The following is a 22,028-nucleotide window of genomic DNA, read 5'->3' on the forward strand; positions in this document are numbered from 1 at the left end:
TGAGCTAACGATTCAGCACCCACGTATCCTTAACGCCGCCGCCCTGCGACGAGTTGACGACGAGCGAGCCTTCATTAAGTGCAACTCGTGTGAGCCCGCCTGGGATGACATGAGATTCCGTTCCTTTGAGCACGAATGCACGCAAGTCGATATGACGCGGCACCATAGCGCCGTCGAGCATGATCGGCGCCCTCGATAACCGCATCGTCGTCTGCGCGACATACTTCTCCGGCGTCTTGCGGATCGCGTCAGCGAAGAATGCGATCTCCTTGGCTGTTGCCTTCGGGCCGATCAGCATGCCGTAACCGCCGGACATTGACGTTTCCTTCACCACCAGCTCATCCAGATGAGCCAGCACATACTCCCGATCCTCTTTGCGCGACAAAATATAAGTCGGTACATTGCTCAGAATCGGCTCTTCCCCTAAGTAATACCGGATCATATCCGGCACGAACGCATAGACGGCCTTGTCGTCGGCTACACCGGTTCCCGGTGCGTTCGCGATCGCGACATTGCCTGCCCGATAAGCGTTCATCAAGCCCGGTACGCCAAGCAGCGAGCTCGGATTGAACGCCAGCGGATCAAGATAATCGTCATCGATGCGGCGGTAAATAACATCGACCTGACATAACCCGCTTAAAGTGCGAATATATATTTTATGATCTTTATAGACAAGATCCCGCCCTTCGACGAGATGCAGTCCCATCTGTTGTGCAAGAAATGTATGCTCGAAGTAGGCTGAATTATACGCGCCAGGACTGAGCAGCGCGATAACCGGATCTTTCTTGCCCGAAGGAGCAAGCGACTTGAGCGAACCCAGAAAGATGTTCAAGCTCCGCTCGATATCCTGCACCGAGCAAGACAAATATAAGTCGTGGAACAGCTCGCTCATCATGGTCCTGCCTTTATACAGATAAGAGAACCCGGAAGGCGAGCGCAAATTGTCTTCCAGCACCAAATATCGGCCTCTCTCGTCCCGGATCAGATCGATGCCCGAAGCTGTAATATAAACGCCGCCAGGTACGTCTACTCCAACCATCTCCGGACGGAAATAAGGGTTCGAGACGATCATCCGGCGCGGAATAATGCCATCTTTTATAATGTGTTGTTCATGATAGATGTCGTGGATGAATGCGTTAAGCGCTTGTATGCGCTGGCGGAGGCCCCGGTCGATCGCTTCCCATTCATGCTTGGGAATGACGCGGGGGATGTAATCGAAAGGAATCGTTCGTTCAAGAGGCTCAGACTGGTTCGGCTCATAAAGGGTAAAAGTGATCCCTTCCTCCAGCATCCGCTGATTCAGAGCCTGCTGCCTTGCGGCCTGCTCTGCGGGCTTCATGCGGGAGAACAGCCGGTGAACCGGTTCATAGTGCGGACGAACGGCATAGTCCGAGTCAAACATTTCGTCATAGAACGAATGCGAATCGTAATAATGGGTCTGCGACTGCCTGGCCGTCGACATGTCAACCGCCTCCTCCAAGGTGCTGCAGCAACCTGCCCAATCGTGCCAACCGCCGTTACGCAAGTTTGTGTCACGAATTGTTACATATTAGCCGCAAATTGTTAATGGATTTATTTAAATCCTACTATATTCACGCCACACGTGTCAACTTTCTTAACACAATGTAGTAGGTCTGCGGTAACAACGAAGACAGGATCCTTGAGGGACCCTGTCTTCTATTATCCACGCGCGTCTATCCATAACTATTCGTCGTATAATCCTCGATTCCTAGTGTCCGAGGTCGTCCAACGAATCTTTTGTTTGGCAGAGAACGCCTTATTGGAGTATATGCTCGAGCTTAACGAAATATGCCTATCGAATAATGCAAAATTTTGACGCAATTCCCCTGCTCGCCATCCCAGCGGCAAGTTAGCTTATGGATTAATGAGCGGCTGCCTCTTTCACCCGGATCGTCGACCAATTGGTTCGATAGAAACGGTACATGACGGACAGACCGAATACGGTTAAGTAGGAGTACAGCGCAAGCCAGGCGCCCATGCTTCCCATATCGAATACGAAGATGAATAAGTACGCTAGCGGTACGAACAGCGCCCAGGAACAGATAACCGAGATCCGAAGCAAGAACGTCGTCTCGCCTAATCCGCGCATGCAGCCGGCATAGACGTTGAGCAAACCGTCGAATATTTGCAAGAAAGCGGATATGCTGATCAAATGGGCTGCTAATTTGTAGACATCCGGATCGCTCGTATAGATGTGTGCGATAGGTACGGCGAAGATAAGCTCGCACGTGCCAAGCAACAGCAGGAACAACGATCCAAGTATGGCAACGTCGGTCCCCGCCCTGCGGCCCAGCTTCGGCTCGCTCTGCCCGACATACCTGCCGACCAGTATCGTAGCCGTCGAGCCGAATGCGAATGCCGGCATGAAGCCGAACGACATAATGCTAAGCGCGACTTCGTTCGCAGCTAGCGCTTGATCACCGAGCCGCGCCACGAAGGCCGTGAACAGGTACATCGCCAGACTCAGCGAGAACTCTTGCACGCCGAGCTTGCCGCTCTCCGAGACGATCAGACGCATTTCGCGCCAATCGATTCGCGGAAGGATGCGTGTGCCATACTTCCGGTGCAGGATTAAGAAGAATACATAGCCGCAGACGGCTGTTTGAACGACCTCGCCGACAACGATGGCCAGACCTGCGCCTTTCAGACCGAGCTCCGGCATTCCCCAGTGCCCGTAAGTCAGCGCATATGTGCCGGCCAGCATTAGACCGTTCGCGATCATCGAGACGATCATCGACATTCTCGTAGCGCCGATGCCGCGCAGAAAGCCATGAAAAGCAAAGTTGAATATACCGAAAGCCATCGCATAGAATCGAAGCTCCGTATACAGTGTGCCGGTCGAGACGAGCTCATCAGAGCCGCCGGTCAGCCGCAGCAGATCATCTGCGAACAGCCAGCCGAATAAGGCGAGCAGTACTGCGAATATGCCGCATAGGTAGAACGCGAAGTACGTTCTCTCAATTCCTTTACGCATATTGCCCGCGCCGTCGTTCTGGGCCACTAAGTAATTGACCGTATGGCCAATGCCGGAGAAGATGGCGAATGCATTATACATAATGATGTTAACAACGCCGACGATTGCAATAAACAGAAAACCAAGCTTGCCGACAATAACGAGGTTGATGGTGGCGGTCGTCGTCTGGCTCGCGAAAGCGACGAGAGACGGGATCGCCAACATCAAAATTTGTTTCCAGTTGCGAATCATGATGCTCCTCTTTTCTGCACAAGTTGTCCTTAATTGTGCAGGAGGCCTTAGGGCAAGTCAATATGCATTGTTGCTGCTAATATTGCCATTCTTGACGTTATCGGCGCTTAGATGCATTACTGCCGAACCGCCGTTACGCGCAGCCGTCTGTAATCGATGAACCATTGGCCGTCCCGGTACAGCGAAGGCCGGACACGCTCCTCGGTCATTCGGACAACCGCTTCCGCCTCTTCGCCGCTGAGACCGGACAGAATGCCGTCCGCGAACGTCGCAAGCCAGCCCCGAACGCCCTGTTCTCCCCCCGTCTGCGGAGTAGGACGGTCGAACAAAGTTGCCGTCCGCACCTCGAAGCCTGCCTGCTCCAGAACGGCGCTGTATTCCCCAATCGTCGGGAAATACCAAGGGTTAACGAAAGGCTTGCTGACGTTCAGCGCCGCGAACGACTCGCGCAGCCCTTCGACGACTGCCTCGACATTGCCGCTGCCGCCAAACTCGGCAACAAATCTTCCGCCTGGTTTCAGCGAAGCCGCAATGCTCGCTGCCGCCCCTTCCGCATCTTTCATCCAATGAAGCGCCGCGTTGCTGAATACAGCATCCGCCGGACGCTCTGCGCGGTACTTCTGGCCGTCCGCCGTCATGAATGCGATCGAAGGATACTTGGCTTTCGCGCTCGCGATCATATCCGCCGAGAAGTCGATGCCCGTAACGACCGCCCCTCTTGCCGCAATCGCCGAAGCAAGCTCTCCTGTCCCGCAGCCCCAATCGATTACCGTCTCATACGGTTTTACGTCCAGCAGATCGACCAGCGGTGCGCCATACGCCGAGACGAATGCCATATCCGAGTCATAGCTCTCCGGCCTCCACGTTTGCTGCTGCTTCGCTTCTCCCGTTTGCCCGTTCACGTTGGTCATTACAGCCACTCCCTCTCTTGCAAATATTAGGTGTAAGTTATTAATCCATTTATACCACGAGCTTTGTAATTAATAAAATATATAAAACCTATTTCATTTATAGCTACAACCTATCAATCTAACAAAAAGACCTCGACTCCCGCTGCGAAGCGGAAACATTTCAAAGACGCTTACATTCATACCCGGAACCGGTTGCTGCGGTTGGCTAGGGTGTAACGTGCTGCATTCTTTTACGGTATACTTCATCACCTTGTATTCAGACTGGCTTCAAACCAAAAGCCCGGCGCCTGAACCGATCCGTACAAGGTTACGTACAGATCGCCCCAGGCGCCGGGCTATTTTCCCCATGGCGCCGCTATCGCGCTTAAACTATTTCGTACTGCCAGCCGTCCATTCGATGCGTGCCGGCCATTGCTCAAACTTAGCCGAGACGATACCGTAGCCTGCTGCCGTCGCTGCTTCAATGCTGCCGGACAATGCGATCCGCTCGCCGTCAGCCGACCAAGCGCGAACCTGCGTCATGCCGCTGCGCAAGCCGCGGATCGTGACGCTGAGCGGCCCCTCGCTGCCGAAGCCTTGGTGCAGCACTTGCGTCGACAGCATAACCGTGTCGCCTTCATCCTGCAGCGCCAGCTCCAACTGATTGAACTTGCCGATCCGGTATTCGTCCGTCAAGCCGTCATCCTCGTAATGGCGCTGCATGCTGCTGCAGCCGGATGCCGGCACGAACAATTCAAGATGCCGCGAAACGGCTGCCGGAGCCGACGTATGTTGCACCGCTTCTGCCTGCTGCACAATAACCGATCCGGCGCGTACGTAGAGCGGCATCGTCTCAAGCGGCGCATCCGCCAAGACATAGCGGCCGCCTTCAAGACGCTCGCCCGTCCAATAATCGAACCATTCGCCCTCCGGCAAATAAACCGACCGGCACAGAACGCCAGGCTTCGTAACCGGCGCGGCGAGAATATCCGTTCCGAGCATGAACTGGTCGTTCAGATTCGATACGTTCGGATCGTTCGGATACTCCAGCACGAGCGGACGAACGAGCGGAATGCCCGTCTCATGAGCCTCGCGGAACAGGCTGTAGATCGTCGGCATCAACCGATAGCGCAGGCTGATATAGGTCCGGCAAATATCCTCAACCGCCTCACCGAACGCCCATGGCTCCTGACGAATCGAGCCCAGCTCACTGTGGTTGCGGAAGTATGGCAGCAGCGAGCCCGCTTGCGTCCAGCGTGCCAGAAGCTCGCCTCCGCTGTGGCTGGCGAAGCCGCCGACATCCGCGCCCGTGAAAGCTACACCCGACAGTCCTAAGTTCATAATCATCGGAATCGACTGCGCCAGATGCTCCCAATAGCTGCGGTTGTCGCCTGTCCATACGGTTGCATACTTTTGAATTCCGGCATAGCCTGCGCGCGTCAAGACGAAAGGACGCTCGCCTTCCAGCAGCCGCTCCAGTCCAAGATAGGTCGCCTTGGACATCCAGAGTCCGTACAGATTGTGGAGCTCGCCGTGCGTTCTCGGCACGCCGTTGTTATGATGCATCACTTCGATGTCCATCGTCTTGTTCTCGCTGTCGAACACCGACGGCTCATTCATGTCGTTCCAGATGCCGGAGATGCCCATCTCGGTATAGAACGAATGGAGATCGCCCCACCACTGGGCCGCTTCCGGATTGGAGAAGTCCGGGAACACGCTCTCGCCAGGCCATACTTTGCCCGAGAACAGATCGCCTTCCAAGAACTTGCAGAAATAATTGCTGCGGATCCCTTCCCGGTATGTCTCATCCGCCGCCGTCTTCTTAACGCCCGGATCAACGATCGGCACGATGCGAATGCCCATCTCCTTCAGCTCGGCGATCATCCCTTTCGGATCCGGGAAACGGACCGGGTCGAACGTAAAGACGCGATAGCTTTCCATATAGTGAATATCAAGATAGAAAGCGTCGCAAGGAATGCCCTTCTCGCGGAAGGTGCGCGCGAGCGTCAGCACTTCCTCTTGGTCCATGTAGCTGTAGCGGGATTGATGGTAGCCAAGCGACCATTTCGGCGGCATTGCCATCCGTCCCGTCAATTCCGTGTAGCGGCTGACGACGGATTTCATGTCAGGACCTGTAATGACGTAGTAACGAAGTGCGCCGGTCGCGCAGCCGAGGCTGAACAAGTCCGTGAACGAACGCATATCGACGAACGTACGGCCCGGATTATCGAGGAAAATGCCGCTGCACGACTCCCCGTTATCGTGCACGACGAACGGAATCGACTGATACAGCGCATCGATATCCTGCACGTGCGGCGAATAGACGTCCGTATTCCACATCTCGTACCGCTCGCCGGCTTTGTTCAGGAATCCAGCTTTCTCGCCAAGACCATAGAACCGGGACGACGAGGAGCGGGAGAAGTAAGCGCAAGCTTTCCACTTATCGTTCCAAGCCAATCCCGTCTGGTTGGCATATACGCTGCCATCTGCAGCCGAGAATGCGATAGACGACGTGTGCAGATCCATTTGAACAGTCTGCTTGCCGCCGCGAATCGTAAGCAGCCTGCCATCCGTCTCCCAGGTCGCCGCTTGCTGCGGAGGGAGCTCGACCTCATTCGTTCCTGCCGCCGCATCGATGTCGCCTGCGCCTTGCAGCGTCACTTGCACGAAATCAGTGCCGAAGAAGGCGATATCGAGCGTGCCCTGAGCATACTGCAGACGAATGGCGCCGTTCTCCCTCTCTATTACGTTGCTCACTGTTCCTAGCGGACGGTCTCCTTCCGCCCGCTTCTCGATATGGTTATCCGGATGAATCGTTTCACTGTTCAGCATGGTTGCTCTCCTTTATGTTTAGTTGCGCCGCTCCTTGCGAAAGTCGCATGCGCATGGATGGATTGTGCCAGCCAATCAGAGACGGGCCAATACCGCATGGGTATTGACCCGTTCCTCTACTTCCATTATAGGAAAAGCTCAGCGGCTGACGATGTGCGTTGTTACGCAAGATCGTGTCCGTTCTTACGCAGTTTCGCTTCTGCAATCAGCCTTTGACGCCGGACACGTTAAGCCCGCGCGTAATATATTTTTGGAACACGAGGAAGAACACGAGCGGCGGCAGCATCGACAGCGCCAGCAGCGCGAACTTCACGTTCCATTGAATGGTCGAGTTCGGATAGACCACATACTTGTAAATGCCCGTCGCCAGCGGATACATGCTCTTGTCCAGCATGACGAGCGAAGGCCAGTAGAAATCGTTCCAAGTCGCCGAGAAGTAGAAAATAAGCAGCGTCATCACAATCGGCGTCGACAGCGGCATCGCCAGACGGACAAAGCATTGGAACTCGTTCGCACCGTCGATGCGCGCCGCTTCGAACAGCTCCTTATGAATACCGTCGAAGAACGTCTTCATGAGCATTAAGTAGAACGCGTTGGCGCCGGCCGGCAGCCAGAACGCCCAATAGCTGTTCAACAAGCCTAGCTCCTGCAGATTCAAATAGTTCGGAATGAGATACGTCGCCGACGGGATCATGAGCGTGGACAGGAAGAACAGCGTCACCCACTTCTTGAACGGCACCCGCAGATGGGACAGCGCGAATGCCGCCATGCCGATGAACAGCAGCGCGAATACGACCGTGCCGGCGAAGATCATGAGCGTATTTTTCAGAAAGGTCCAGATCGGGATCAGCGTCAACGCCTCGCTATAGTTGTGCCACAACCACTTGCTCGGGAAGAACGGCGCCGGGAAAGCGAAAAATTCTTCCGTCGTCTTCAGCGAGTTCAAGAACGTATTGACGAACGGATACAGCATGGATACGACAATTAGAGCAATGAGCAGGCACATGAGGCCGTAGCCGACTTTTACACCTGTGCGCTTGAAATCATATTCGGACAAAATGCCTCGTTCGGACGGCTTCATGCGGTTTCGCTCCTTCGTTGCAATTTAAGATACAAGAACGACAGGACAACCATGACGCCGAACAGCATGCTGCCCATCGCGGTTGCTTTGCCGAAGTGCAAGTAAGTAAATGCTTCCCGGTACATCAGCAGCAAGTACGTCAGCGTCGCGTTGTCGGGACCGCCGCCGGTCATCGCCATTTGCGCTTGGAAGCTTTGCGACGTGTTGATGATCTGAAGCAGGAACATAAGAATAAGCAGCGGCTTCATGCTCGGGAGCGTAATGCTGCGGATGCGCTGCCAGACACTCGCCCCGTCGATCTCGGCTGCCTCATACAGATCCTTCGGAATACCGACGATCGCCGCAATGTAGATGAGCACAGCGCCGCCGAAATTTTGCCACGTCTCCATAATGACGATCGACACCATGGACATTCCCTTGCTGAAAAAGTCGATCTGCTCGAGGCCAAGCGATGTCAGCATCGTATTGATCGGGCCGATCGGATCGTAGAACCAGACCCACATGCCATACAGCACGATCGCCGGGATAACGCTAGGCAAGTAGCCTGCGACGCGGGCGAGGCCTTGGAACCGTTTCAGCTCGGACACGGCGATAGCGACGACAGCCGGCACCCAGAATCCGATGATGACGCACAGGAACATGTAGTAGAGCGTGTTTCGGATCGCCATCCAGAAGTCCTCGGACGATACGACGTCCCGGTAATTTTGCAAGCCGACGAACGAGTTGCCGTTAACAAAATCGACGTTGTAGAAGCTGTACACAACGCCTTTCACGATGGGAATCCATAAGAACATGAGAAAAATAATGATCTCCGGCAGCACGAACAGCAATCCCCACAGCTGCCAGTTGAACTTCTTCTTCGCCGCGATCGCCGCAGACCGCGCGACTGCCTCTTGACTCATTGAGCCATCCCTCCTTCATAAGGGAAGGGCCAATACCAGATCTTCGTCGGCATTGACCCTCCTTCATTCTGCTATTGCTTGATTTGGATTTTGTCGTACACTTCGGACTGGATTTTGCTTGCTGCGTCGTTAAGCACTTTTTGCAGGTCGAGGTTCTTGGTCGTGAACACTTTCTGGACGATCGTCGAGATCTCCGCGTACGTCTGCTGGGCTTCATACTCCGCTTCCGGCTTGCCTTCGAGCAGGCTCAACAGCGCAGGATCATACGTGAACACGTTGTCGTGCTTCGCCAGCATGTCCGTGAACTTCTTGCCGAATTCGGATTCCGGCTTCCAGTAGAAAATCGTCTGCGGTACGTAGATTTTGTTCTCGTTCTTGCGCGTCGTAATTTCGCTGTCGATCGCGTTGACGAAATCGTCTGTGTAATATTCCGACGTAATCCAGTCGAATGCCGTCTTCTGTTCTTGCTCGGAAGCTTTCGGGTTAATGACCTTGAAGCTGCCGCCGAGCACGCCCGTATGCTTGCCGCCTTTGGTCATCGAAGGGATCGGATAGACGATGATGTCGTCCTTGCTGATGCCGCCCGTGTTGATCGCCGCGTCAGCTGCGTTGCCGCTGCCGCACATTACCATTGCGCCGCGTCCTTGGTTGAACAGGTTCAGCGCGTCGCCGTAGCCGAGCGCCCAGTTTTTCGGCAGAACATCTGCGTCTTTCAAGCTTTGGTACAGCTGGAGTGCCTTGAGGCCCGCTTCGCTGTTGAACGCTGCCGTCACTTTGCCGTCCGCGATCGTCTGCACGTCGCCGCCTGCCGCGTACAGGAAGTTCGTCCAGTTCCAGCCCGCTTCGTTGCCTTTGCCCATTGGGATGAAGCCAGCAATGCCTTTGGCCGGATCGTTCACTTTCTTCGCTGCATCGATCAGATCGTCCCATGTCCAATCCAGCGGAGGAAGCGGAACGCCCTTCTCTTCGAAAATTTTCTTATTCAGCGTAATCGTCATGACGTATGCGTCAACCGGTACGCCATAGATTTTGCCGTCCACCGTCACCGGCTTCGTCATAATCGGGTTAAGGTCATCCTTGTGGGTCCAGTTATTGATCAGCGTCGTCAGATCCGCTGCCCAGCTGCGCTCGGCGAGTGTGCGGCCTTCCGTCAGGTAGGACGTGAATTCGGTTGGCGCGTTGTTCGCTGCCATTTTGATGCCGATCTCGTTCGGGTTGTATTCCCAGTCGTCCGTCTTGATCGTCACGTACGGGTTCGCGGACTTGAAACGGTCGATCTTCAGGTTGAGCTGCTCGATCGCTTCTTTCTTATCCGGCTTCTGGCCTTGCACCGTGATCGTGACCGGCTCTTGCTTCGCCTCGGTCTCGCCTGCTGCCGCCGTATCGCCGCCGGATGTGTTCGTCTCCGACGTTGCCGCTGTCGACGATGAGACGTTATTGCTCGCCGGTTCTTTTATGTCACCGCCAGAGCCGCATGCCGTCACCAGCATCGACGTCAGCAGCACGCAGGATGCAATTGCTGTAAGCTTCTTCATCTCGTATCGAACTCCCCTTCAGATGTGTTCGTTGCTCATGAACCAAGTATAGAATGTATCGCCCTGCTAGCCGATGGCGCTTGTTACGGTTGAGGTATCCGATGTTAAGGAGAACGGAGCTTGGGGCAGGGTGACTGATGCTGATGATGCTGATGATGGAACACGCCACTCCGCAAGACGAATGTTCCTACGATCGCTGTGGTACTCGAATTCCTTCTGAACAACTAGTTTATTGTTGGAATTCGATTACCAAGGCGACCGCTCCGCTTCTTCGGAATCATTCGTCCCGCTCCGTTCCCCGTTACAGCCGGGGGTGAGATGCTGGAGGCGCTCGCTCGTTCCTCAAGCTCGCGCCTCTATATGTATTAAAAAAGCCCGCTATGCGGGCGGTTCGGCCTCAGATGATTAGGCCCGAATGCGGCTTCGTGAGATTTAACGAATCTGAGCGACGCTATTTGGCTCGAAAACATACTGCCGGAATTGTAACGAACCCAGGAAGCGCTATTTAAGCCGAAGCGGCTGATTAGTGCCGTTTTTTGCACGAATAACGCTTCCTCAGTTCGTTAGAAGTTCAAAATAGCCGATTTGTCTTAAATAACGCCTCTACGATTCGTTAACCGACCGGCGACTGTCACGACCGTCACGCACCAGGACATCCGTAACTCAGCCGCTCCTCGTCCGCATCAGCAGTAACATGGGTTACCTCTAACATTCATCCGTTCGCATCAAGCGTAACATCAGCAACCTACTGTCGCTCGTCTGCACCAGTAGTAATATATGTAAACTTTAATGAATCTGAGCGACGCTATTAATGTCGCCTCGATTCGTTAGAAGTCCAAACCGGCCGATTTGTCTCAAATAGCGCCTCTACGATTCTTTAGCCGAGCCGTTCAGCAGCGACTAGCGTCAAGAACTAGCGACTGCGGCTATGCCAGCAGGAGCGGCCCACACTCTCCCCCTATGCTGTAACGGGGAGCGGAGCAGGACGAATGATTTCGGAGAAGCGGAGCGGTCGCCTTGGTATTCGGATTCCAACAAAAAACTAGTTGTTCAGAAGGAATCCGAATACCACAGCGATCGTAGAAACATTCGTCTTGCGGAGTTACATGGCTACAGCACCTCACCCGAACATTCGATTCACGGAGTGTGTGGCTACAGCACCTTACTCGAACATTCGATTCACGGAGTGGCGTAGTTACAGCTCACTCTTATACTCCGTCAAGCTGATGCCGTAGTAGCGCTTGAAGATTTTGCTAAAGTGTTCAGGCGTTTCGTAGCCGATTTCGTCGGCGATTTCGTAGCGGCGCTTGTCGGAGGTGAGGAGCAGCCGCTTGCCTTCCTCCATCCGGCATTGGGTGACGTAGTCCCACATGTTCATGCCCATTTCCTTCTTGAACAAGTAGCAAAGGTAGTTCGGGCTCAAATGAACTGCGCCCGCGATATCCTGAAGCTTCAATCCCTTGATCCGGTAATGCTCGTCGATATACGCTTTCGCTTGCGATGCGACAGTCGGCGCTGCCGTTGAAGAAGCCGGGTTCCCGCCGCCCGCAGCAGATGCAGAGGCCGCCGGATTCGGCAAGCCGGCCGCATCCGAGATTCCGTCTGCAGCATCGAAATCCCCCGCATAAAACACATAATGGTCGGGGTGCACGGTATGCCGCTCGAGCGCGCGGGTAGCGTCCCGGTGAAGCTCCGGCCAACTTGCGATGCCGGTACCGACGCCGCTTATGCCAATGACACTGTCGACGTGCAGGTAGTCCGCGAGGTTGTTGTGCACCTTCTGGGCAATCGTTGCCGCCCGTCTGCCCTCGGCCGATTCCGTGGCGGATGCGGCTTCCTCATCCGTAAGCTGCAAGACAGCAGCTAGCGAACCGCTGGGCAAATAGAAGACGATCGGCGTCCAATCGTGTACCGTCTCTTCTACGACATTGCGGCAGGCGTACCGGAACAAGTTGCGGTCCCGAAGCGATGTGATTAGCGCATCGGAACGGCCGCCTTTCTTCAAATCCGGCTTGACGATCATCATCGTGAAACCGGTTTCCAATTGCTCATAACCAAAACCGCCAAGCAGCTCGCGCGCTTCCTGCTCCTCGAGCCCTTCCAGCGCCAACTGCTGCAAGACGATGTTCTGGCTTGCAGCCAGATCGTGAAGATTGAACTTGCGGCTCAGCTCCTCGACGCCTATTGAACGTTTTCTCGACTCGCGCTCACTGAGCGCATTGCCGACAATGCCGATCAAGTGATCGGGCCTGACCGGTTTGACGATATATTCCCGCGCCCCGAATTTCATCGCCTTCTGCGCATATTCGAATTCGCCGTGCGCCGACAGGACGAGCACGGGAATCGACGGATTTTCGAGAAAAATCGTCTCCATCAATTCAATGCCGTTCATCTGCTCCATCTGAATATCCGTAATGACGAGATCGACGCGTTCCAACCGAATAATATCGAGCGCTTCAAACCCGTTGCCGGCGATAAAAATTTCCCCAAGCTTCAGCGGCGACTTCCCTAGAATCATTGAAATCCCTTTGCACACCATAATCTCATCATCTACTACGAGCACGTTATACATGGTCGTCCTCCTTGCTGTTCGCGCTGTCTGTCATAGCCGGAAGGCGAAGAACCGCACGGATGCCGCCGCCTTCACGATCCTCGTACCGCAGTCCGTAGCCGCTTCCATAATGAAGCCTGATCCGTCGGTTCACATTGCGTATGCCGTATCCGGCATCTGTATTGCGGCCCTCGACGATTTCTTGAATGGCCTCGGCCGCTATCGTCTTGAAGCCGTTGTCTTCGACGATGACGACAACCTCGCAGCCCTCCATCCGCAATGTTATCCACAGCTCGCCGTCCTCGTTCATCCGCCGTATACCGTGAAAAATCGCGTTCTCAATCAGCGGCTGCAACACGACCTTCGGAATCAAAAACGGCTTCGCCGCATCGTCCGTCTCCCAATGGACACGGAACGAATATTCATGCCGCTTCGACTGAAGTCGTATATAAGCTTCGGCATGCTGCAGTTCTTCTTCTATTGTAATAAGCTCCTTGCCTCGGCTCAGTCCGATCCGCATCACGAGCGACAGGTCCATGACCATTTCGGCCGATTCCGTATTGTCTTCTACAAGCATCCTCCAGTAGATCGATTCGAGCGTGTTGTACAGCAAGTGCGGATTGATCTGGGAGTGCAAAATGGCAAGCTCGGCTTCGCGCTGCTTAATCTCTAGCTCATACTTATCATGAATCGTCTGATTAAGCCGGTACACCATGTCCACGAAACGGTTGTTCAGAATCGCGACCTCGTCTCTCGATTTATCCGATTGGCGCTGCATGGCTAGCGGCTTGCCCGGCTCGTACGAGCGGCTGAAGCGCGCAAACTTGGCAATCGGACGAACGATAGAGCGGATGAAATAGAAGCTGACGAGCACCAGCAGCAAGAAATAGATCAGCATGGAATAAGAAACGAGACGATTAATCGCGACATGCTCGCCGATCACGGCGCTCAGCGGCGTGCGGAACAGCAGCATCGTGCCGCTGTCCCCGCTTCGGTGAAGGGCATACATCCATTTCTCGCCCCCCACCTCCACATGGAAAACGCCTTCATTTGCTTGCGCGACATTCGCCGGCAATTCGATGAAGCCGCCCATCGGCAGCCGGTCCGTGCCAGTCAACGAAATAATCCGGTCGTTCGCGTCGAGCAGGAGCAGCTCTCCCTCACGGGAATCACTAACGGGGGCCATATCGCTCTTCAACAAATATTCCATGCCGCTGACGATCAGATAACCGGGAGAAGGTGTTCCCCCGTCATAGATGTCGTTCATCTGCTTCACCATCGCTAGCGTCTGCGGGCCGCCGAAGGAAGGAATGAGACTGAGCACTGCTCGGCCTTTCGCTTTGAAGGCGGAATCGTACCAGGGCTGCGTCGTAATATTGTCGGAGAAGAAAATGCCGCGCAATTGAATTTCCGAACCCGGCACGAATGAGAACAGCCGGTTGTCGTCCTGCAGGACGAACGAATAGGAGACGGCATTAGCCGATAAATTCGTCAGTGTCAGCGTCCGGTCCAACTCGTTATACCGGCGCACACGCTCGTACATCGAGACGGTAGGCAGCGACACCATGTTCTGAATTTCGGGCGTGATCATAATTTTGTTCATCGTTTCTTCCATATGGGCCATCGAACGGTCGAGCGTTACGTGGTTCGTCTTCACAAGCTCGAGCAGCGCCGAGCCGACCTGCTTCTCGGTAATGCTTGATACGTTGCGTGTAACGAATAAATACATGAAGATAACGGGGATGACTACGAATAAGAAGAACAGCAGCAGGAACCGCCGCATCATAGAAAGGTTGGACAGTACTGGGCGCATCCGGCCACTTCCTTTATCGATGAAGTCTATGAGCCTAATTGTCGTATTGCCGGTATTCCTTCATTCTATCATATCTAGATTAACGGCAAAGACGATGGGCGATGTTATGGCAGTAGATGGCGGATGTTACGACAGCGCAAAAAACGCAAAAAAAAGCCCTGATAGGCGCTTAGGCCATATCAGGGCGAATAAGGCGAGCAGGGCGATTGCATCTATTGGTGCACAGTAGGGATGCTTGTTACCGGTTCAGCAAGCTGCCGACATACCGGAGAAGTTCATTCGCGCACACCGGGCAGTAGTGATGATCGTCGATAAGACGCTTCGTCACTTCGTTAATCCGCTTGAGCTGCGTTTCATCCGGTGTTTTCGTCGACGTCGTAATTTTGACAATGTCCTTCAAATCAGCAAACAGCTTCTTCTCCACCGCTTCGCGCAGACGCTCGTGGCTCGAGTAATCGAACTTCTTGCCTTTGCGCGAGTAAGAGGAGATGCGGATCAGAATCTCTTCGCGGAACGCTTTCTTCGCATTCTCGGATACCCCGATCTGCTCTTCGATCGAACGCATCAATCTTTCATCCGGATCGAGCTCTTCGCCAGTCAGCGGATCTTTGATCTTCGCCCAGTTGCAATATGCTTCAATGTTATCGAGATAATTCTCGAACAACGTACGGGCGGACTCTTCGAACGAGTAGACGAACGCCTTCTGAATTTCTTTCTTTGCGAGCGTGTCATACTCTTTGCGTGCGATCGAGATGAAATTCAAATACTTCTCCCGCTCATCCTTCGTGATGGACGGATGCTGGTCGAGGCCGTCCTTCAGCGCCCGCAGCACATCCAGCGCGTTGATGCACTGGAGATCCTGCTTAATGAGCGCGCTGGAGATCCGGTTGATGACATAGCGGGGGTCGATACCCGACATGCCTTCCTCGATGAACTCGCTCTGCATTTCTTTCAGATCGGCTTCTTTGAAGCCTTCGACCTCTTCGCCGTCGTACATGCGCATTTTCTTGACGATATCGATGCCTTGCTTCTTCGTCTCCTTGAGACGGGTAAGTATGGAGAAAATAGCTGCAGACCGCAGGGCGTGCGGCGCAATATGAATATGCTTCATATCGCTCTGCGCAATCAGCTTATCATATATCTTCTCTTCGTCCGTGACGCGAAGATTGTACGGGATCGGCATGACGATCATCCGGGATTGAAGCGCTTCATTTTTCTTGTTGCTAATGAACGCTTTATACTCCGATTCATTCGTATGCGCGATGATCAACTCGTCAGCACTGATGAGCGCGAATCTGCCAGCCTTGAAATTGCCTTCCTGCGTCAGCGACAGCAAGTTCCATAGAAACTTCTCGTCGCATTTGAGCATCTCTTGGAATTCCATCAGCCCGCGGTTCGCTTTGTTCAGCTCGCCGTCGAACCGGTAAGCACGCGGATCGGATTCCGAGCCGAATTCCGTTATCGTCGAGAAGTCGATGCTGCCCGTCAGATCGGCGATATCCTGCGATTTCGGATCCGATGGGCTGAACGTACCGATGCCGACCCGATTCTCCTCTGAGATGACGACCCGCTCAACCAATACATTCTCGATATCGTTATTAAACTCCGTTTTCAACCTCATTTGGCAGGAAGGGCACAGACTGCCTTCGATCCGTACGCCGCCGAGCTCGCGCTCGACCTCTTGCCGCAACTCATGCGGGATGAGATGAAGCGGATCCTCATGCATCGGGCAGCCTTTGATCGCAAATACGGAACCGCGGTGTTCGCGAGAATATTTCTCGAGACCGCGCTTGAGCATCGTCACAATCGTGGATTTGCCGCCGCTGACGGGTCCCATCAGCAATAGAATCCTTTTACGGACATCGAGACGTCTTGCAGCCGAATGGAAGTATTCCTCCACCAGCTTCTCGATTGCCCGGTCCAAGCCGAATATTTCTTGCTCGAAAAACCGGTATCGCTTATTCCCGCCCGTTTCCTCGACGCCGTAGGATTCGATCATGTCATACACTCTGGCATGTGCCGTCATGGCTGGTGCATTATCTTGTTTCAGCAGATCAATATACTCTTTAAACGTCCCCGTCCAGGCAAGCTTATCACTCTCTTGCCGATACTCCGATAACCGTTTGAATATATCCATGCCTTGCCTCCTCCCATCACTCGCGCTTCTGCCCTATCCCTGCTCATCAGCCTTGGGATTTCTCTGTTCCGCCCGCCGAGATCTGTTTGTTGATGTTGAAGTATTACATTCCTATGCGTAGCCGAGCAGGAAATTGACCAATTTTTTAGACGACTATTCGCTACCACTCGACACGCCGCACCGCTTCTCCTATAATGAAACCGATTGATGCGAATGAGTGTTCGAGCGCAAGAAGCGGTCCGGACACGATGGGACGAGGAGGAACGTTCGTCATGGCCGTGAAGGAAGAAGCCGAATTGTACGAGCCGGTGAAACGGTTCTACGAATCGCGGGGATATGAGGTTAAGAGCGAAGTGCTGCACTGCGATCTGGTCGCGGTGAGACGGAATATACATGGCGGAGCTGCGAATGATGACTTCTACGCGGCTTCGGCGAATGACGATTCGGAAGAAATTATTATTGTAGAAATGAAGCGGACGTTCAATCTCGCCCTGCTGCTGCAAGGGGTGGAGCGGCTGCGGATGAACTCACTCGTCACGCTCGTCGTGGAGCGCAACCGGAAGAAGAGCGGCGCCGTCAACCAGCGGTTCGGCGAAATTACGGAGCTGTGCCGGATGCTTGGCCTTGGTCTGATGACGGTCACCTTGTTCAAAACAAAGCCGGCGCTCATCGAGCTGCTGTGCGAGCCCGGCGACCCGCCGCGCGCCCGTTACCGCGCCAAGCGGCATGAGCGGCTGCTGCGCGAGTTCCGAGAGCGCTCCGGCGACTACAACGTCGGCGGCAGCACGAAGCGCAAGCTGATGACCGCCTACCGCGAGAAGTGCCTGCGCATGGCTGTGACGCTCAGCAGCGGCCCTTCGTCGCCGGCCGCGATCGCCCGCCAGACGGCAGTGCCCAAAGCCGGCGAAATGCTGCGCACGAACTACTACCGCTGGTTCGAGCGGGCGGAGCGCGGCATCTACCGGCTGACCGCCGCCGGCCATGCCGCGCTCGCCGAACACGCGGACATTATTGCGCGTTGGCCGAAGGCGGAGATCGGCAGCGAAGCCGGCGCAGGTGCGGCTTCGGCGGAGGGCGTTGCGGCTTCGGCGGAGGGCGTTGCGGCTTCGGCGGAGGGCGTTGCAGCTTCGGCGGAGGGTGTTGCGGCTTCAGCGGAAGCCGGAGCAGCGGGCAAGGCGGGCAAACGGAAGCGCGGCAAGAGCGCCAAGACGAGCGCGGCAGTCTTGGAAAGCGCGGCTGCTGCCGTGGACAAGCCGAGCACACTGGCGAAGAAGCGCCGCAATAGCGCCAAGGCTGCAGCGAATGCGACGACGGCGGTCGATTAGCTCTTGTTGTAGAAATGCCCCCACTCTATGGATTCCATGGGAGTGGAGGCATTTTTATTAGACGTATGGGACAATTCCCCGCTTCGCTAACCGCCGCTCATTGTATTCTGTACAACGAGAATAGGCCCAATTGTGTGATCTCCCACCCTCATTGCACTTTGTACAACAGGAAAATCCCCTTATTGCCTCTCAAGTCCATTTTGCACATTTACACACACCATTCAATTGTATGGAATACAATCAAACCGCACTGGACAAGCTTTATAATCCGATATCATTGTACGAATTACAACGAAGAGACAGAGTGAATCTAGGATGGGCCGCGAAGCATAACAAGCGGAGCGTCCCCGTCGCCAGTGCTACAACCAGCTGATTCATTTGCTCGTACTCGCCCATAATCCCCATTCTGCTCAGCATATCACTTCCGCCATTCCTAACGGCACTGCAACACGAAGATCCCCTCTAGCTCCTCGCAGTAAACTCCCCGATCGTCTCCAAGAACAGCTTCACGCCCCGCTCCAGTTGATTATCCGCTATTGACGAGACGCTAAGCCTCGCCGTATTGCATTGCGGATTGCCCGCGAAGAACGCGGTCCCCGGCTCGAACGCAACCTCTTTGCGCAGCGCACCGCGCAACAGCGCTTCGCCTTCGAGGCCGTCCGGCAGCCGAAGCCATAGACTGCTTCCGCCTAGAGGGACGTCCCATTCTAAACCCGCCGGTCCGTTCTCCTCCAGCAGACGAGTCAGCCGGCTCATACGCTGACTATAGCAGAAAGCAAGTTTCCTTATATGGGCGTCCAAGTCTATACTCTTCAACAGTCCACATAGCAACCGCTGCTCGTAGACGCTTGCTCCAGTACCGGACGAACCGATGACATCGCTCATTGACGCAATTAACCCGCTATCCCCTGCTGCCCATCCGATTCGCAGCTCCGGCAGTACCCCCGCGAACGTGTTCAAATAAAGCACGCCCCCAGCGCTTCCAGCCAACGTATACAGCGCCGGATATTGGACTTGCTCCTGATAACTGAGATCTCTATTCGAATCGTCTTCAATAATAGGAACGCCGTACGTGCGAGCAAGGTCGATCAATCCCTGACGACGCTCCAAGCTCCATGACTGTCCGGCAGGTGCGCCGAACGTCGGCACCGTGTAGATCATTTTCGGCTGGTGTGATAGAATGAGCCTCTCCGCATCCTCTAAGTCGATCCCTGAGCCGTCGATTCCAGTCGCAATTACATGCAATCCGTTCATGGCGAACGTACGCAATACAGAGGGGTTCGTCGGTGTCTCGACCAGTACGGCATCGCCTGGAACAGTAAGCGCGCGTGCTGCCGCATCGACCGCATGCTGCACTCCCGTCGTCGCGATCACCTGCTCATTGGAAGTCGGCATTCCTCTTGCAGCCATTCGCGTCGCAATTGTCTCCCGGAACGGCTCATAGCCGTAAGAACCGACGCCACGATGCAACGGTGTACCAGCCCCCCAACCAGTTGCCGCCTTCATCTCCGCTTCGCGAATCGCTTCTTTTGGAAGCAATGCCCCAGCAGGCAACTCATCAACGAACGAAATCACGTTGCGCCCAAGCACCGTCCTTCGTCTTTCGTGCGCCGCATACGAACTCGCTTGCTGAACCCGCGGCGAGAACTGGTACTCCATCCCGCTCCCCTCCCTTCAACAAACTACAATATGCCGAATTCTGAAAGCCTATTCTTCATTATCCGAAAATACAGCAATAACCCGCTGACACATGAGCCAGCGAGCGAAGTATCTCCTAAAAAAACATGAGATTAAAGGGCCTACATTCATCCATACAGATCTGCATTTTCTCCATAGGATTCTTCAACGTTAAGCCCTATAGTAATAGTAAATTCAATCTACGATTAGGAGAATCCGCCATGTCCAAAATCACGTTCCTAGGTGCAGGAAGCACTGTCTTCGCGAAAAACGTGCTTGGAGACGTTATGCAAACTCCGGCGCTGCAAGGCTTCGAAATCGCTCTGTTCGATATCGATCATGAACGGCTTTCCGATTCAGAGAACATGCTGCTCAACCTTAAATCTACGGCAAGCAGTACCTGTAAGGTCAAAGCCTACACAGACCGCAAAGAAGCGCTTCGCGGCGCGAAATACGTCATCAACGCGATTCAAGTCGGCGGATACGATCCGTGCACGATTACAGATTTCGAGATTCCCAAAAAATACGGGTTGCGCCAGACGATCGCGGATACGATCGGCATCGGCGGCATTTTCCGAAATTTGCGCACGATTCCGGTCATGCTCGACTTCGCGGCGGACATACGCGAGGTTTGCCCGAACGCTCTGTTCTTGAATTATACGAATCCGATGGCTGTCCTTACGAACGTCATGAATACGTACGGCGGCGTTAATACGGTCGGGCTGTGCCACAGCGTGCAAGACTGCATTCCAAGACTGTTCAGAGACCTTGACATGGACAAGTCGGGCGTTAAAGCCAAGATCGCCGGCATCAATCATATGGCATGGCTGCTCGAGGTATCGAAGAACGGCGTCGATCTGTACCCCGAAATCAAACGCCGCGCGGCAGAGAAGCAGAAAGAGAAACATTGGGACATGGTGCGCTACGAGATGATGTTCAAGTTCGGCTATTACAACACCGAGTCCTCCGAGCATACCGCTGAATATCATCCTTATTTCATTAAAAGGAACTACCCTGAGCTGATCGAACGGTTGAATATTCCGCTAGATGAATATCCGCGCCGTTGCATCGAACAAATCGAGGGCTGGAAGCAAATGCGCTCCGAGCTCGTCCACAACACGAATCTTGCGCATTCGCGCTCTCATGAATACGCTTCCTATATCATGGAAGCGATGGAGACGGACGTACCGTTCAAGATCGGCGGCAACGTCAGCAACACTGGCCTTATTACGAATCTGCCGCGCGAGGCGTGCGTCGAGGTGCCGTGCCTCGTCGACCGCAACGGCGTCACTCCGACGTTTGTCGGGGATTTGCCTCCGCAGCTCGCGGCGCTCAACCGGACGAATATCAACACTCAGCTGCTTACGATCGAGGCCGCCATGACGGGCAAGAAAGAGCACATCTATCATGCTGCAATGCTGGACCCTCATACGGCTGCGGAACTGTCTTTGGACGACATCGTCGCGCTGTGCGACGATTTGATCGAATCGCATGGCAGTTGGCTGCCGGCGTTCCGGTAATAACAAATTATACGATGACTCCCTTTTTTAAGATCATATTGGCGTATAACGCTTTTTCACCTGTCGCAATGATCGCGTAGGCTTGCTTCGCGCGTTCGTAGAAGGCAAATCTCTCCACTTCTTCGCATGCTTCGTTTAAGCCGGCTTGTTGCTGGATGATCGATGCATAAGTGTCCCAGATCGGCGTCTCGACCGGATCCATAGGAACGACTTGCATGAGCGCAACCGGTTTATCGACATAAGGATCCAGCGGAAACAATTGCAATATAGCGTCCAAAATTTCCGGAATCCCATGACCGTCGGATCGGACTAATCGTTGAGCATGGCTGGCAGCGGGAAAGTTGGCGTCAGCCAATACGATTTCATCTCCATGGCCCATCTCCATCAGAATCTTAAGCAACTCCGGGGACAAGATAGAAGGAATGCCTTTAAGCATAGTATGCTCTCTCCTTTATCGGCATTGGACTTGGTTCTTGGCTTTACCATTCAACGAAAGTTTAAATCGCCTTGTCGCAGCGGTTCAACTCGAAGACGGTCCG

13 protein-coding genes and 1 pseudogene are annotated in these 22,028 nt (G+C 54.3%); 2 read left to right on the forward strand and 12 right to left on the reverse strand.

Features of this window, described 5'->3' with window-relative positions; genetic code table 11:
* Window positions 1-4: 4 nt before the first annotated feature.
* The 10 genes from PKO01S_RS18550 to PKO01S_RS18595 form a co-directional block, all read right to left on the reverse strand.
* Window positions 5-1,462, reverse strand: a complete 1,458-nt coding sequence (locus tag PKO01S_RS18550; RefSeq protein ID WP_127532936.1) for a circularly permuted type 2 ATP-grasp protein — start codon at window positions 1,460-1,462, stop codon at window positions 5-7.
* 420 nt (window positions 1,463-1,882) lie between these two features.
* A complete protein-coding gene (locus tag PKO01S_RS18555; RefSeq protein WP_127532937.1) occupies window positions 1,883-3,226 on the reverse strand; it encodes an MATE family efflux transporter in 1,344 nt (447 codons plus the stop codon).
* A 116-nt stretch (window positions 3,227-3,342) separates the two neighbouring features.
* On the reverse strand, window positions 3,343-4,137 hold the full coding sequence (locus PKO01S_RS18560) for a class I SAM-dependent methyltransferase (protein WP_127532938.1): 795 nt from the start codon (window positions 4,135-4,137) through the stop codon (window positions 3,343-3,345).
* Window positions 4,138-4,506: 369 nt separating this feature from the next.
* The gene (locus PKO01S_RS18565) at window positions 4,507-6,948 is read right to left on the reverse strand and encodes a glycoside hydrolase family 31 protein (RefSeq protein ID WP_127532939.1); all 2,442 of its coding nucleotides are present in this window, start codon (window positions 6,946-6,948) and stop codon (window positions 4,507-4,509) included.
* A gap of 205 nt (window positions 6,949-7,153) precedes the next feature.
* Complete coding sequence (locus PKO01S_RS18570) at window positions 7,154-8,029, reverse strand: carbohydrate ABC transporter permease (protein ID WP_127532940.1); 876 nt, start codon at window positions 8,027-8,029, stop codon at window positions 7,154-7,156.
* Entirely contained in the window at window positions 8,026-8,931 is a 906-nt protein-coding gene (locus PKO01S_RS18575; RefSeq protein ID WP_127532941.1) for a carbohydrate ABC transporter permease, read from the reverse strand. The genes PKO01S_RS18570 and PKO01S_RS18575 overlap by 4 nt, the downstream gene beginning before the upstream one ends.
* Before the next feature lie 71 nt (window positions 8,932-9,002).
* On the reverse strand, window positions 9,003-10,466 hold the full coding sequence (locus tag PKO01S_RS18580; protein WP_127532942.1) for an ABC transporter substrate-binding protein: 1,464 nt from the start codon (window positions 10,464-10,466) through the stop codon (window positions 9,003-9,005).
* Between the two features lie 1,195 nt (window positions 10,467-11,661).
* A complete protein-coding gene (locus tag PKO01S_RS18585; protein WP_127532943.1) occupies window positions 11,662-13,038 on the reverse strand; it encodes a response regulator in 1,377 nt (458 codons plus the stop codon).
* Window positions 13,031-14,830, reverse strand: coding sequence for a cache domain-containing sensor histidine kinase (locus PKO01S_RS18590; protein ID WP_127532944.1), 1,800 nt, complete (start codon window positions 14,828-14,830; stop codon window positions 13,031-13,033). Before PKO01S_RS18590 ends, PKO01S_RS18585 begins: the two co-directional genes overlap by 8 nt.
* A gap of 238 nt (window positions 14,831-15,068) precedes the next feature.
* Complete coding sequence (locus PKO01S_RS18595; protein WP_127532945.1) at window positions 15,069-16,967, reverse strand: PrkA family serine protein kinase; 1,899 nt, start codon at window positions 16,965-16,967, stop codon at window positions 15,069-15,071.
* A 272-nt stretch (window positions 16,968-17,239) separates the two neighbouring features.
* On the opposite strand from PKO01S_RS18595, the pseudogene PKO01S_RS18600 reads away from it, so the two are divergent.
* Window positions 17,240-17,989, forward strand: a pseudogene (locus PKO01S_RS18600) (DUF2161 family putative PD-(D/E)XK-type phosphodiesterase); the annotation flags it as partial.
* A gap of 765 nt (window positions 17,990-18,754) precedes the next feature.
* Here the strand turns inward: PKO01S_RS18600 and PKO01S_RS18605 are convergent.
* Window positions 18,755-19,951: an aminotransferase-like domain-containing protein gene (locus tag PKO01S_RS18605; RefSeq protein WP_127532947.1), complete on the reverse strand. Its 1,197-nt coding sequence runs from the start codon at window positions 19,949-19,951 to the stop codon at window positions 18,755-18,757.
* 239 nt (window positions 19,952-20,190) lie between these two features.
* Between PKO01S_RS18605 and melA the strand changes: the two genes are divergently transcribed.
* On the forward strand, window positions 20,191-21,489 hold the full coding sequence (gene melA, locus PKO01S_RS18610; RefSeq protein ID WP_127532948.1) for an alpha-glucosidase/alpha-galactosidase: 1,299 nt from the start codon (window positions 20,191-20,193) through the stop codon (window positions 21,487-21,489).
* 7 nt (window positions 21,490-21,496) lie between these two features.
* Here melA and PKO01S_RS18615 read toward each other — a convergent pair whose 3' ends face one another.
* Window positions 21,497-21,925 carry an RbsD/FucU family protein gene (locus tag PKO01S_RS18615; RefSeq protein ID WP_127532949.1) on the reverse strand — a complete coding sequence of 143 codons (429 nt, stop codon included), beginning with the start codon at window positions 21,923-21,925 and terminating at the stop codon, window positions 21,497-21,499.
* Between the last annotated feature and the right edge of the window lie 103 nt (window positions 21,926-22,028).

Origin of the sequence: Paenibacillus kobensis NBRC 15729 (assembly GCF_004000825.1) — a bacterium.
Taxonomy (GTDB): domain Bacteria; phylum Bacillota; class Bacilli; order Paenibacillales; family Paenibacillaceae; genus Paenibacillus_T; species Paenibacillus_T kobensis.